11 protein-coding genes are annotated in these 13,784 nt (G+C 61.7%); 9 read left to right on the top strand and 2 right to left on the bottom strand.

The window, feature by feature from the left end; genetic code table 11:
• Positions 1–155 precede the first annotated feature (155 nt).
• From VNT00_RS10770 to VNT00_RS10750, 5 genes are all read left to right on the top strand, one after another.
• Positions 156–1,904 (top strand): FAD-dependent oxidoreductase, encoded by a 1,749-nt coding sequence (locus tag VNT00_RS10770; RefSeq protein WP_325587305.1) that lies wholly within the window; start codon positions 156–158, stop codon positions 1,902–1,904.
• Positions 1,905–2,017: 113 nt separating this feature from the next.
• Positions 2,018–3,040, top strand: a complete 1,023-nt coding sequence (locus VNT00_RS10765; RefSeq protein WP_325587304.1) for a TRAP transporter substrate-binding protein — start codon at positions 2,018–2,020, stop codon at positions 3,038–3,040.
• Between the two features lie 18 nt (positions 3,041–3,058).
• The gene (locus VNT00_RS10760) at positions 3,059–3,556 is read left to right on the top strand and encodes a TRAP transporter small permease (protein ID WP_325587301.1); all 498 of its coding nucleotides are present in this window, start codon (positions 3,059–3,061) and stop codon (positions 3,554–3,556) included.
• The gene (locus VNT00_RS10755; RefSeq protein WP_325587299.1) at positions 3,553–4,845 is read left to right on the top strand and encodes a TRAP transporter large permease; all 1,293 of its coding nucleotides are present in this window, start codon (positions 3,553–3,555) and stop codon (positions 4,843–4,845) included. Before VNT00_RS10760 ends, VNT00_RS10755 begins: the two co-directional genes overlap by 4 nt.
• Before the next feature lie 74 nt (positions 4,846–4,919).
• Complete coding sequence (locus tag VNT00_RS10750; RefSeq protein WP_325587297.1) at positions 4,920–6,509, top strand: sulfatase-like hydrolase/transferase; 1,590 nt, start codon at positions 4,920–4,922, stop codon at positions 6,507–6,509.
• Positions 6,510–6,593: 84 nt separating this feature from the next.
• Here the strand turns inward: VNT00_RS10750 and VNT00_RS10745 are convergent, their stop codons facing one another.
• Complete coding sequence (locus VNT00_RS10745) at positions 6,594–7,409, bottom strand: helix-turn-helix domain-containing protein (RefSeq protein ID WP_325587295.1); 816 nt, start codon at positions 7,407–7,409, stop codon at positions 6,594–6,596.
• Between the two features lie 160 nt (positions 7,410–7,569).
• On the opposite strand from VNT00_RS10745, the gene VNT00_RS10740 reads away from it, so the two are divergent.
• Positions 7,570–8,769, top strand: a complete 1,200-nt coding sequence (locus VNT00_RS10740; RefSeq protein ID WP_325587293.1) for a sulfatase-like hydrolase/transferase — start codon at positions 7,570–7,572, stop codon at positions 8,767–8,769.
• Here the strand turns inward: VNT00_RS10740 and VNT00_RS10735 are convergent.
• Entirely contained in the window at positions 8,766–9,728 is a 963-nt protein-coding gene (locus VNT00_RS10735) for a LysR family transcriptional regulator (protein WP_325587291.1), read from the bottom strand. The two genes, VNT00_RS10740 and VNT00_RS10735, sit on opposite strands and share 4 nt — an antisense overlap.
• A gap of 316 nt (positions 9,729–10,044) precedes the next feature.
• Between VNT00_RS10735 and VNT00_RS10730 the strand changes: the two genes are divergently transcribed.
• From VNT00_RS10730 to VNT00_RS10720, 3 genes are all read left to right on the top strand, one after another.
• Complete coding sequence (locus VNT00_RS10730) at positions 10,045–11,670, top strand: GMC family oxidoreductase (protein WP_325587289.1); 1,626 nt, start codon at positions 10,045–10,047, stop codon at positions 11,668–11,670.
• Between the two features lie 18 nt (positions 11,671–11,688).
• The gene (locus VNT00_RS10725; protein WP_325587287.1) at positions 11,689–13,170 is read left to right on the top strand and encodes an aldehyde dehydrogenase family protein; all 1,482 of its coding nucleotides are present in this window, start codon (positions 11,689–11,691) and stop codon (positions 13,168–13,170) included.
• 10 nt (positions 13,171–13,180) lie between these two features.
• A partial coding sequence (locus VNT00_RS10720) for a class II aldolase/adducin family protein (RefSeq protein WP_325587285.1) occupies positions 13,181–13,784 on the top strand: 604 nt, incomplete at its 3' end.

Here is a 13,784-nt window from a genome sequence, read left to right as displayed (position 1 = left end):
TGGGGGGGCAGCCAGACGCGTAGCGGCGCAGCGTGGAGGGGCGGGGTTGTCGCCGGCCGTCCAAAGGCAAAAAGCGCCCCTCGGGGAGCGAAGCCGATCAAAAAAACTGCAGCCACCTACTTCAAATGTTCAAGCGTTTTGTTTCTGGAGCAACTATGCAAGTTATCGAAGTGCCCGTATTTATCGTGGGTGCGGGGCCCACCGGTTTGGCCGCCACGTGCCTGTTGGCCACATACGGCATTGAAACCCTTACGATCACCCGGTATCCCGGCACGGCCAATTCGCCGCGCGCGCACATCACCAACCAGCGCACCATGGAAGTGTTCCGCGATCTCGGCATTGAAGATCGTGTTCTCGAGATCGCGACGCCCAATGCGCTGATGAGCAACAACATCTGGGCGACGAGCTTTGCCGGAACCGAAATCGCGCGCTTGCAAACGTGGGGGTCTTCTCCGGAGAGGCTGGCCGATTACACGCGGTCCAGCCCCAGCAGCATGTGCAATGCGCCCCAGCATGTGCTCGAGCCCGTCATCCTCGATGCCGCGCGAGAGCGCGGAGCCAGGTTTCTGTTCAGTACCGAGCTGGTTTCAATATCGCAGGACGAAAACGGCGTTACGGCCCTGTGCAAAGACCGCAACACCGGCGAAGAAATAAAAATCGTGTCGCAGTATGTCATCGGCGGCGATGGCGACAACAGTGTCGTGGCCAAGCAAATCGGCTTCGAAATGGAAGGCCAGATGAACCTGGGCGCCGCCGTCAACTGCTGGCTCGAAGTCGATCTGGAAAAATACACGGCCCATAGGGCGGGTGTCTTGTACTGGATGACGCAGCCGGGCAACGATTACTGGGTCGGCAGCGGCACCTATATCTGCGTCCGTCCATGGAACGAATGGGTGCTGCTGTTCATGTATGACCCGTCGGCGGGCGAGCCCGATCTTTCCGAAGAGGCCGTCATGGCCCGCGCCCGTGCCACCATCGGCGACCCCGATGTGCCCATCAAGGTAAAGGCCGTATCCAAGTGGTCGATCAACCACGTGAGGGCCAAGCACATGCGCAAAGGCCGGGTGATGATTGCCGGCAATGCCGCCCACCGGCATCCCCCCGCCAATGGCCTGGGCACCAACACATGCATCCAGGACGCTTTCAATCTTGCCTGGAAGCTGGCCATGGTGTTGAAGGGCAAGGCGGGCGACGGCTTGCTGGATACCTATTCGGCGGAACGCCTTCCCGTTGCACGCCAGGTGGTTGATCGCGCCATGAAGTCCGTTGCCGACATGATGCCCATTTCGAATGCATTGGGTTTCGAGCCGGGGCAGAACGAGGCCGAGGGCTGGGCCAACGTGGATGAGCTCTTCAGCGATACGGATCGCGGGCGCGAACGCCGCAAAGCCTTGCGTTCCGCCGTCGAGCTGCAGAATTACCAGTTCAATTGCCACGGCGTCGAGATGGGCCAGACGTACGCCTCCAGCGCGGTGATTCCCGACGGCACGGCGCAGCGCGCCCCGACGCGCGATCCCGAGCTGTATTACGAGCACTCCACCTTTCCCGGACGAACCATACCGCACGCCTGGCTGCAGCGAAATCAGGCGCGGGTATCCACGCACGACCTGGTGGGAAAGGGACGCTTCACCATTCTTACCGGTGTTGGCGGCGATGCCTGGCGCGCCGCGGGCAAGGCAGTGGCGGACAAGCTTGGCATCGACATCGATGTTTATTCCATTGGCGGTCCCAATTGCGATGCGCACGACGTGTATGGCACATGGGCCGGCGTTTGCGAGATCGAGGACGGCGGCTGCCTGCTGGTGCGGCCCGACCGCCACATCGCCTGGCGCCAGAAGAATGCGGTTGCCGGTTCCGAAGGCCGTTTGCTGGAGGTCATGCGCACCGTGTTGTCGCTGGACTGACTGCCCCCAGTCCAGCGAGCTCTTTATCAACCAGCAGGAACAGGCACTGACCGGGCCCGTCAGCGGGTGTGTCCGGAAAGTGCGGCATGGGGCCAATACAAGGAGACAATCACATGTTTATAAAGAAAATGATTTTCGGCGCGGCCCTATGCTTTGCCGCGGCATCCAGCAGTTGGGCTGCCAGCACCTTGCTGGTGAACAGCTTCCTGCCGCCCGGCCATCCCATCAATACCAAACTGCTGAAGCCCTGGGCGAAGGATGTCTACAAGGCGACCGAGGGCCGTGTCCGGATACATATCGCTCCCCAAAGCCTGGCTGCTCCGGCGGCGCAAATGGATGCGGTGGTCAACGGCGTGGCCGATGCCGCTTATATGTTCAACGGTTTTCTGACCAGCACAGTCAAGCTGGGCCAGATCGCGCAGCTGCCCTTCATGGTTGACTCGTCCAAAGGTTCGGCGGTTGCTCTCTGGCGCACTTACGACAAGTATTTCCGTGAGGCCAATGAGTACAAGAACGTGCATTTGCTCGGGTTCGTAAGTTTTCCGGGCGCCGCCATCTATGCCATGAAAAAGCCGATCGCCTCCGTGGCCGACCTTAAAGGCATCCGCATCTATGCCGCCCCGGGCACGGCGGCAAAAATCATGGAGGCGGCGGGGGCGGGTGTCATCGCCGAGGCCGCCGCGCGCAGTCATGAAATCATTTCCAATGGCACGGTCGACGCGTTTACCGGCTATCCGGTCATGGATACGGTCATGTTCAAGACCGACAGCTATGTGAAGTCCGTTGTCGATCTTCCGGGAGGCCTTTCGGGCGCAACGTTCATCTTTTTCGTGAACAAGGACAAATGGGCGGCGTTGGACGAGAAGGATCGCGAAATCATCACCAAGCTCAGCGGCGAGGCGTTCGCAGAACGTTCCGTCGTCTTTGACGAGCTGGACGCCTCCGCGCGCACAAAGCTGGCCGGCAATGGCGTCAAGTTCGAAAAAGCCAGTCTGCAATTCACCGCCGATCTGCATGCGCTGGGCGATCCCATGGTGCAAAAGTGGCTGGCCGACGCCAAAGCCATGGGGGTCGATGGCAAGGCGGCAATTGCCTATTACAAAACGCAGCAAGATCTGGCCAACGGCAAGAAATAGTTCTTCGTGGAGTCTGAAATGCGCCAATCCTTCAACCAGTGGCTGACCCGCTTGCTGTATTGCGCTTGCGTGCTGCCCTTGTCCCTCATCCTCGTTCTGACATTCGTGGATGTATTCATGCGTTACGTGTTTGCCAGTCCGGTAAGCGGCTCGTCCGAGATCATCCAGATGGCCATGGCCATCACGATTTTCGCGGGGCTGCCCTTGATCACCCGCGAGCGGGGCCATATTACCGTCAGCCTTATAGACGGTTTCTTCGGCTCCGCGGCATTGCGTGCCAAGCAGACCGTCTGCGATCTCGTCAGCCTGTTCGCCCTGGCCCTGCTGGCCTGGCGGCTTTGGGAGCAGGCCGGCCGATACGTCAAGACCCGCACCGAGACTTTGGTGCTGGCCCTGCCCATGGCGCCGCTGACCTACGTGATGTTTGCGTTCACCGTACTGACGGTCGCCTTGCTGGTGGCCGTTACCTGCAGGGATGCGGTCGGGCGTCCAGATCTTGATGGGAGTGTCGCATGATAACGGCACTGATTGGCTTTGCTTTTGTCCTGGGATTGGCGTTTATAGGCGTGCCCCTGGCTTTCGCTCTGATTCTGGTCGGGGCTGGAGGCTTCGCCTATTTGCGCGGCCTTGATCCGGCGCTGTCCATGTTGTCGCAGCAGGTTGTTGACGTGTCGGCCAATTATGGCTTGTCGGTTCTGCCCATGTTCATACTCATGGGGTTGTTCGTGTTTCGCGCAAAATTGTCCGAAGATCTTTACCAGTGCGCGCACTCGTGGCTGGGGCATCGCAAGGGCGGGCTGGCGCATGCAACCGTGGCATCGTGCGCGGTATTCGGCGCGGTGTCCGGGAGCTCGGTGGCCACTTGCGCCACCATGAGCAAAGTGGCCATCCCCCCCATGCTGCGCTTGGGATACAGTCCAACCGTTTCGTCGGGCGCCGTGGCGTCGGCGGGTGTGTTGGCGGCCTTGATTCCCCCGTCGGTACCACTGATCGTTTATGGCCTGCTTACGGAAACCGACATACGCAAGCTGTTCATCGCCACGATCGTTCCAGGTTTGTTGCTGGCCCTTTTGTTCATATTGTCCCTGGTCGTCACGGTGGCGATCAAGCCTTCCCTGGGGCCGACGGCCGAGCGCGTTCCCGTGCGCGAGCGCCTGCGGTTGATGAATGGCCTATGGGGGCTGCTGGTTTTGTTCGTGATCGTGCTGGGAGGCATGTACAGCGGCATCTTCACCGTGACCGAGTGCGCGGCCATCGGCGCCATCGGCGCTTTGGCCATTGCGTTGGCGCGCCGGCGCTTGAGCCTTGACGGGTTTGTCGAGTGCATGGTCGATACGGCCCGAACCACCGCCATGATTTTCGTCATTCTGTTCGGCGCCTTGACCTTCGCCAACTTCGTCAGCCTTACCGGCATGACGTTCGATCTGGTGATGCTCATCGAAAACATGAATCTTTCGGTAACCGGCGTGTTGATAGCCATTGCGGTGATCTACCTGATCCTGGGTGCCATCATGGAGTCCATGGGGCTGCTGGTTCTCACCGCGCCGATCTTCCTGGCGGTGGTCGCGAACATGGGCGTGGATCCGGTCTGGTTCGGCATCTTCGTGGTCATTTTGATCGAGCTGGGCATGCTGTCGCCGCCTGTGGGCATGAATGTGTTCACGGTCAAGGCGGTTTGCCCTGAAATACCGATACGAGCGATTTTCGTGGGCACTATCCCCTATGTTGTCGCCACTATCGTGCTGGTCGGCCTGGTCATTGCGTTTCCCCACATCATCACAACGCCGCTTCAGTGGTTTTCATAGCGGCGGAAAACAAAACTTATGTTTCATGGCAATGCCGCCGGTCGGCGACGCCTTTGGCTTTCAGGTAAACGAAAATGAAAGAATCTCGCTCCAAGATCCGCAATGTGCTGTTCATCATGGCGGATCAATTCCGCTGGGACTATATGGGCTGCGCCGGCCATCCCACGCTCAAGACCCCGCATCTGGATGCTTTGGCGGCCAGAGGCGTGCGGTTCGCCAATGCTTTCGTGCAAGGGCCGGTGTGCGGGGCATCGCGCATGTCCACCTACACCGGCCGATACGTCACCAGCCATGGGTCGGCGTGGAACTTCGTGCCGCTGTCGGTGGCCCAGAAGGCGCTGGGCGATCATCTTCTGCCGCACGGTGTGCGCTGCGCGGTGGTAGGCAAGACCCACGTCGAGCCCGACGTGGAAGGCGCGGCGCGGCTGAATATCGACACGACCGATGGCCCGGGCCGGCTGGCCATGCACGGAGGCTTCGAGCCTTACGAGCGGGACGACGGAGTCTGGCCGCCGGGTTTCACGGTCGAGGACAACCAGTATTGCGACTATTTGCGCGAACACGGTTACGAAAGCGGCAATCCCTGGCACGATTACGCCAATTCTTCGTTGGGCGACGGCGGCGAACTGCAGTCGGGCTGGCATTTGCGCTGGGCGCGCGAGCCGGCCCGCGTGGCCGAGGAACACAGCGAAACCCCTTACATGACCCGCCGGGCCATGGATTTCATCGCCGAGCAGGGCGATGCGCCATGGGTATTGCATTTGTCCTACATCAAGCCGCATTGGCCCTATGTGGCGCCCGCGCCGTACCACGCGCTGTACGGGCCCGAAGACATCGTGCCCGTACAGCGCCGCGAGTCCGAGAGGCAAGACCCCCACCCGGTCTATCGAGGTTTCATGAACTACACGGCCAGCAAGACCTTCAGCCAGGAAGGGGTGCGGGAAACCGTCATCCCGACCTATATGGGGCTGATCGGCCAGATCGATGACCAGATCGGCGAACTGATGCGGTTCCTGAAGGAGACCGGCCGCGATCAGGATACGCTCATTGTTTTTACCAGCGACCACGGCGACTACCTGGGCGACCACTGGATGGGCGAGAAAGAGCTGTTCCACGACGTCATCGTAAAAGTGCCGCTCATCGTCGTCGATCCGCGTCCCGAGGCCGATGCGACGCGCGGCACGGTCGAGAGCGCGATCGTCGAGGCCATCGACCTGGCTCCCACCTTTCTGGAGGCCCTGGGCCTGCCTCGGCCCCAGGAGTGGCTCGAAGGCGAGTCGCTGCAGGGACTACTGCACGGCAGGCCCGAAAGCCGGGTCAAGGATCTTGCCGTGTGCGAAAACACCTATGCGTTCAGGGATGTCGTGAGGCTGCCGATTGGTTCGCCGGTCGACCGCTGCAATATGACGATGGTAAGAACCGCCGAATGGAAATACGTGCATGTGGACGACTTGCCGCCGATGCTGTTCGACCTGGTCAACGACCCGCAGGAGTTTGTCGACCTTGGCGCATCGCCCGCGCATGCCGCCATCCGCGAACAGATGCAAAGGCGCTTGCTCGACTGGCTGTTCTGCCGCCGGCGCATCACCGGCATGGCGCCCGAAAAAGTGGCTGGATGGAGCGCCAAGGAGCTCGAGGTCGGCATCGATATCGGCGTTTGGTAGCGGTGTTGCGCCGTTACCGTGCGGCCGGGCTTTGGATACCAAAGCAGGGTGGCGAGCGCCGTGGCCGGCACGGGGCGCCGTCCGTCATCGGGGAAGGGCCATTTTCCTGGCGATCCGGGACGCGGTTTTGGTGAGCGCTGCCAGATGTTTGTCGGCCATTTCCTCGACGCTGAACAGGCTTTCTATCCAGACGATGTTGAGGCAGCCATATATGCCGCCGCCGTGTTTCAGAATGGGCACGGCCAGGGCGGTCAGCTTGTCGTTGTGCGTGGCCCGGGGCTCGTCGTAGTTGCCGCCGAATGTCGGTTCGCGCCGGCCATAGCCGGCTTGCCGGGTTTGGGCGAATATGGCGTCCAGTTTGGCGGAGTTGTGCGCCAGCGCATCGCCTGGGCGGCAGCTTTTGCGCAGCCCGGCGAGTATCTGTTCGCGTTCGTCGTCCGGGCAAAATGCCAGGTAGGCACGCCCCACGGCCGAGCGCAGCATGCTGACTTCGAAGCCCACCTTGTCTTTATGCACCGACATATAAAAAGAGTTGCGGTTGGTTTCGCACAAGGTCATGGCATTGCCGCGCCGCACGGCAAGATCCGAAGGCCATTGTATTTTTGCCTGCAGCGTCTCGAGTTCGTCGCCCGCGTATTCGGCAAGGCGTCCGATCAGGCCGCCGTTGTTTTTGGGGCGGCGCGCCGTATGGCTGGCAAAGAATGTGCCGTCCAGCAGCCTGCGCCAGATCAGGCCGTGCTGTTCCAGGGTGAGCAGCAGGCGCAGCAGCGTCGCCTTGGGAATGGCGGTTTTATCGTGCAGGGCCTGCAGGCTGATGCCGTTGCCGGCTTCGGTAATGGCATCCAGGACAATCAGCCCCTTTTGAAGCGCGGCGATGGTTTTGACTTTGGGTTGCCACATGGCGTTTCCTGGTGGATAGGCAGATTGAATTTAGCAGGTTCGGACAGGTTTCGAAAGATTCACTGAGTGAAACTCATGCAGATAAGTCTTGAGGGAAGGGCGTGGGTTGGCTAACCTGACTCGTAGATCGGGACTGATCCCGGCAAGATCAGGAGACGTCATGGACGATGAAAGCATCGACACTGTGCGCAATGTCTTGTTCATTATGGTGGATCGATTGCGCTGGGATTATCTTTCTTGCTATGGCCACCCCACATTGAGTACACCCAACATCGACTGGCTGGCGCGACACGGGGTGCGTTTCGAGAACGCCTACGTACAAGGCCCCCTGTGCGGCTCATCGCGGATGTCCTACTATGCGGGCCGCTATGCCGCCAGCCATGGCGTCGTCCGGGATTCCGTTGCGCCCTCGGCCACGCGGAAGAGGCTGGGCGCTTATCTGCGGCTGCATGACATCCGCAGTTCCGTCATTGGAAAAGCTAATATCGTGCCCGATGGACGGGCTCTGCACCGGCCGGAAATATATCCGGCCAGCTCCGAAGGGCTGCTGAGTGCGCAACTCGGGTTTGAATCCTACGAGCGCGACGATGATGCATTGACGTGGGGGAAGCGCCATGCCTGTTTGTTCTCGGAGGTGAAAGACGGGCGTTGGGAGACGGCCTGGATGACAGACCGCGCGCTGGATTTCATCGATGAGCAGGGCGACCGGCCCTGGTGCCTGCATCTTTCTTACACCGCGCTGCGTCGGCTCCATGAGGCGCCGGCGGCATGTCACGATACGCATACGGCGGACGACGTCGTGCCGGCCAGGCGGCATCCAGATGAGCTGAAAAACAGCCACCCGGTGCAACGTGGACTTCAGGGCTGCGCTGGCGGCAAGGGTATTTCGAAGGACGATGTGCGCGGTCAAGCGGTGTCCGCGTACATGAGCCAGATCAAGCGTCTTGACGACCATCTGGGCCGATTGCTCGATGTCCTGGCGGATACGGGTCGGCTGGAAGATACCATGGTGATATTCTGCAGCGATCATGGAGACTATCAGGGCGACCATTATCCGCGCGAAAAAGAGCTTTTTTACGATGCGGTGACGCGGGTGCCTTTGATCGTCTACGATCCACGAGAATCCGCCGATGCCCGCCGCGGCACGGTGGAAACCAGGCTGGTGGAGGCTATCGACATTGTGCCTACCGTGCTCGACGCTTACGGGCTGGATGATGATGGCCACGTGCTGGAAGGGCGTTCCCTGCAGCCTTTGCTGCATGGCCGGGATACCGACTGGCGTGCTGCGGTCTTCAGCGAAATGGGGTATGCCTGGCACGATTTCGCCCGCGATCCCTCGACAAGTGTCGACAGGCCCTAGGCCGCCAGTCCAGCATCTTCGGCGAACAGGCTCATGAGCTGGCGGCGCAGCCATTGCAGGCCGGTGTCGCGGTGGAAGCGTTCGTGCCAGTGCTGCATCACCACCACCGTCGGGGCGGCGAAGGGCAGGGGAAACACGCGCACCAGTCCCTGCTGCTTCAGGAACTGCGCCGCGCCGTTGGGGATCGTGACGATGTAGTCGCTGATGCCGATGATGGGCAGGATGCCCAGCACGCTTTCGACCTGCCAGCCTACCTTGCGTCTTATGCCGGCGCGCTCGATGGCGCCGTCCAGCACCCAGTGGCCCGTTCCCGCCGGCGAAATGGCCAGGTGCAGTTCCCGTTCGTAGTCCTGGATGGACATTTGTTCCGTGATGCGGGGGTGGTCGTGGCGCACCACACTCACGAACTCCTGCTCCAGCAGCAATTGCTGGTAGAAGCCCGGCGATTCGAACTGAGCCATGAAGGCGATGGCCAGGTCGATTTCCCCGGCCTCCATGAGCTTGCCGGTTTTCTCGGTGATGCCCGAAAAGTGGAACCGGATATTGGGTGCGACGCGTTGTTGCAGCTCCAGCAGCTGCGGCGATACAGGCAGGTAGCCGGAATTGATCATGGCGATGCGGAACAGTCTGTCCGAGGTGCCGGGATCGAAGGCGATGCGGCTGTGTGTGGCGCTTGCAAGCAGTTGGTAGGCCCGGGTCAGGGGCGAGCGCAGATCCAGCGCCAGGGGCGTGGGTTCCATGCCCCGCGAGGTGCGCACGAACAGTGGGTCATTGAAGTATTTGCGCAGGCGCGCCAGGCTCATGCTGACGGAGGGTTGGCTGGCGTTCAGGGTGTTGGCGGTTTCCGAAACGCTGCCCGTGCGCATCATTTCCGTGAAAATGGCGATCAGCCGCAGGTCGATGTTCTTGGAGAGCAGTTCTTCCAAGGGTGGGGGAGGGCTGGCGTGGCGGCTGGACATGGTGCTCCCGCGGAAAGTGTAGGTAGGCCGGCGCAGATGGCTTGGGGGATTTTGCCTCAATAATATCAATTATTTTTATACAGCCTATACGCCCGTGAACATGGACTTGGGTATTGGCTATGTATATCGTATGAGTTTGGCCGCCGAAAAAGGCGGGCTTGGGGAAATCGCGTCAGGCCGTATGCGGAATTTCGTATATGAATTTCCATATACGGATTTGCGGTGTCGAGCCCTGAATCAATAGAAACATACATACAAGACAAGCCGCGCGCCACGGCCCGCCGAGCCGGGCGCGCGACGAGCAGGAGAGACAAGTTTGGAGTTCGACTACATCATCGTCGGCGCGGGCTCGGCCGGCTGCGTGCTGGCATCGCGGCTGACGGAGGACGCCGGCGTGCGGGTGCTGCTGCTGGAGGCGGGGGGATGGGACAGGGATCCCTGGATACATATTCCCCTGGGCTGGGGGCAGATCATTCAAAGGCGTTTGCACGACTGGATGTATTTTGGCGAGCCCGAGCCCAATGTGGGCGGCCGGCGGGTGGAGTGCGCGCGCGGCAAGGTCGTCGGCGGCTCTTCGTCCATCAATGCCATGGCCTATGTGCGCGGCAATCGCGCCGATTACGATGCCTGGGCGGCTGCGGGCCTCACCGAGTGGTCGTATGCGCATGCCCTGCCTTACTTCAGGCGGCAGGAGTCGTGGGAGGGAGGCGCTTCGGCCTATCGCGGCGGCGACGGCCCTCTTGCCACCCGGTACAGCCGCTATGAAGATCCCCTGGTGCAGGCGTATATGGAATCGGGCGTCCAGGCCGGGTTTTCCTTGACGGACGACTACAACGGCGCGCAGCAGGAAGGGTTCGGGCTTATGCAGTCCACCATTCGCCATGGCCGCCGCTGCAGCAATTCGGTGGCCTACCTGCGTCCGGCGCTGCGCCGCCCCAATCTCGCCGTGCGCGTCAAGGCGCTGGTGCATAAAGTGGTGATCGAAGATGGCCGGGCCGTAGGGGTCGAGTACTCCATCAATGGCAGGGTGGTCACGGTTCGTGCTTCGCGCGAGGTGCTGCTGGCGGGCGGGGTCATCAACTCGCCGCAGGTGCTGATGCTGTCCGGAGTCGGCGAGCCCGGCGAATTGCAGCAGCACGGCATCGGCTTGAAGGTCGCCTTGCCGGGTGTCGGCAAGAATCTTCAGGATCATCTGTCGGCCATGGTGGCGTACAGCCGTAAAACACCCGGCCCGTTCCGCAAGAACCTGAGGCTCGATCGCGTGGTCAAGGCTCTGGGCCAGGCGTATTTTTTTGGGCGCGGCTTTGCCACCGACCTGCCTTCGGGGGTGGTGGCGTTTTTGAAGAGCCAGCCGCAAGAGCCCATACCGGACATACAGTTGCTGTTCCATGCCGGCCCGTTGGCGGCGGGGCCCTACCTGCCTCCTTTCAAGCCGGCGTTCGCCGACGGGTTTTCATGCCGCGTGGTCTTGCTGCGGCCCGAGAGCCGCGGCCGGATCGAGCTGGTGTCGGCCAACCCGGCCGAGCCGGTTCGCATCCACCAGAATTTCCTGGACTCGCCCAACGATTGGGAGGCGCTGAAACGCGCGTTTCGCGTCATGCGCAATATCGGCACGCAGGCGCCCATGCGGGATTTCGTCGAGAGCGAAATCATACCGGGTGTCGAGGCGGTCACCGATGAGGCCATCGAGCAGCACATCCGCAACACGGCGATTACCGTGCATCACCCGGTCGGCACGTGCCGCATGGGAACGGACGGCGACGACCTTGCCGTCGTGGATCAATACCTGAAGGTGCGCGGCGTCGAGGGCCTGCGCGTGGTCGACGGTTCGGTCATGCCCGGCCTGGTCGGCGGCAACGTCAATGCGCCGATCACCATGATCGCGGAAAAGGCCGCCGACTTCATTCGCGGCAGGGCGGTGCTGGCGCCAGCCGAAATCTAAATCATCGAGGAGCTAAGCGTGAGTACAGTCAAAGAGGTCAAGCTGCCGGATGTCATGCCCGGGCATTTCGGCCTGTATTACGGGGGGCAATGGCGCGACCCGGTGCAGGGCGGGTATTTCGACGTCCATAACCCGGCGACGGCCGAATTATTGGCCAGGGTGGCCGACGGCTCGCCGGAGGATGCCGCGCTGGCCGTAAAGGAGGCTCGCAAAGGCTTCGACGTCTGGCGTTCGATGGCGCCCCTGGAGCGGGCGAGCCGCATGAAGGCGCTGGCGCAATTGGTGCGCGAACATGCTGAAGAACTGGCCATGCTCGATGCGCTGGACGGGGGAAACCCTGTGCGCGAAATGAAGAACGACGTCATGATGGCCGCCGCCGCGTTCGATTACTTTGCCGGCCTGGTCACGGAAATGAAGGGCGCCTCGGTGCCTTCTGGCGTCGATGCCGTCAATTTTTCGGTACGCGAACCGCTGGGCGTGGTCGTGCGCATCGTTCCCTTCAACCATCCTTTTATGTTCTGCATGTCCAATGCGGCGGCGCCGCTTGCGGCCGGCAATGCGGTCATCGTCAAGCCGCCCGCGCAGGCGCCTTTGTCCTCCCTGCGTTTCGCCGAGTTGGCCGAGGGCATCCTGCCGGCCGGCGTGCTGAACATCCTGAACGGCGGCAACGAGCTGGGCGCGGCGCTGGTGGCCAGCCGCGAGGTTGCCATGGTGGGGCTCATCGGCAGCGCCGCCACCGGCCGGGCCGTCATGCGGGCCTGCTCCGACACCTTGAAGCCCGTGCTGCTGGAGCTTGGCGGCAAGAACGCGCTGATCGCCTACCCGGACATCGCGCCCGAAGTCGCGGCGCGCGCGGCGGTGGCCGGCATGAACTTCACATGGTGCGGTCAATCCTGCGGGTCGACGAGCCGGGCGTTCATTCACGAGTCGATCTACGACGACGTGCTGCCTTTGCTGAAGAAACAGGTGGCGCAGTTCCGGCCGGGCCTGCCGACCGACCCGCGAACCACCATGGGATGCATCAACAACCGGGCCCAGTACGAGCGCGTGCTCGACTATATACGTCTGGGCCGCGAAGAGGCCACGTTATTGTGCGGTGGCGGCGGGCCGCAGGATCCGGCGCTGTCGAACGGCTTTTTTGTGGAGCCGACGATCTTCGTCGATGTCGAGCAGTCCATGCGCATTGCGAACGAAGAGATATTCGGGCCGGTACTGTCCGTGATCAAGTGGAGCGATGAAGAGGCCATGCTGTCGCAGGTCAATGCCGTGGAGTATGGGCTGACCTGCTCGATCTGGACCAACGACCTGGCGCGGGCGCACAAGCTGGCCGGACGGGTGCAGACGGGTTTTGTGTGGCTGAACGAAACCAGCCGGCACTTCATCGGTGCGCCGTTCGGCGGCTACAAACAGTCGGGCATAGGGCGAACCGAAAGCCTGGACGAGCTCTTGGCGTTTACCCAGCTCAAGCATATTCATGTCAATTTGAAATCTCAATCTTAGGAAATTCATTATGTGCACCAGTCATGACGGCAACCAAAACGCAGCGGCATCCTCGGTGGGCGACAGCGCGAAAGCGCCTCTGGCGACGGATCCCGAATTGATCGAGGATCTGGTGGCGGCCAATCACATTCTGTTCGACCAGGGCGTGCTTGACGCGTTCGGCCATGTCAGCGTGCGCCATCCGCAAGATCCGCAGCGTTTCCTGCTATGCCGCAATATGGCGCCGGCACTGGTGGCGGCCGGCGATATCGTGCAGTTCGAGCTGGACGGCACCCCCATCGACGCGGCCGGCCGTTCGGTGTACCTGGAGCGCTTCATCCACGGCCAGATCTACCGGGCCCGCCCCGATGTGATGGCCGTCGTGCACAGCCATTCGCCCTCCGTCGTGCCGTTCAGCGTGGTCAAGGAGGCGCCGCTGCGCGCGTTGTGCCATGTCGCAGCGTTCATCGGCACGGGTGCGCCGGTGTTCGAAATACGCGATGCGGGCGGGGACGGCACCAGCCTCCTCGTTACGGACAATCAGCTGGGAGAAGCGCTGGCCACGTCGCTGGGCGAGGAGTCGCTGGTACTGATGCGCGGCCACGGGTCGACGGTGGTGGCCGATACGCTGCGCA

The sequence above is a fragment of the Eoetvoesiella sp. genome (assembly GCF_035555955.1).
GTDB lineage: Bacteria > Pseudomonadota > Gammaproteobacteria > Burkholderiales > Burkholderiaceae_B > Eoetvoesia.
This window is presented reverse-complemented; position numbering and strand designations above follow the sequence as displayed.

What these genes read in the sequence shown, in the direction of transcription:
- VNT00_RS10770 (WP_325587305.1), top strand. Translation starts at nt 156, where the DNA reads ATGCAAGTTATCGAAGTGCCCGTATTTATCGTGGGTGCGGGGCCCACC.
- VNT00_RS10765 (WP_325587304.1), top strand. Translation starts at nt 2,018, where the DNA reads ATGTTTATAAAGAAAATGATTTTCGGCGCGGCCCTATGCTTTGCCGCG.
- VNT00_RS10760 (WP_325587301.1), top strand. Translation starts at nt 3,059, where the DNA reads ATGCGCCAATCCTTCAACCAGTGGCTGACCCGCTTGCTGTATTGCGCT.
- VNT00_RS10755 (WP_325587299.1), top strand. Translation starts at nt 3,553, where the DNA reads ATGATAACGGCACTGATTGGCTTTGCTTTTGTCCTGGGATTGGCGTTT.
- VNT00_RS10750 (WP_325587297.1), top strand. Translation starts at nt 4,920, where the DNA reads ATGAAAGAATCTCGCTCCAAGATCCGCAATGTGCTGTTCATCATGGCG.
- VNT00_RS10745 (WP_325587295.1), bottom strand. Translation starts at nt 7,409, where the DNA reads ATGTGGCAACCCAAAGTCAAAACCATCGCCGCGCTTCAAAAGGGGCTG.
- VNT00_RS10740 (WP_325587293.1), top strand. Translation starts at nt 7,570, where the DNA reads ATGGACGATGAAAGCATCGACACTGTGCGCAATGTCTTGTTCATTATG.
- VNT00_RS10735 (WP_325587291.1), bottom strand. Translation starts at nt 9,728, where the DNA reads ATGTCCAGCCGCCACGCCAGCCCTCCCCCACCCTTGGAAGAACTGCTC.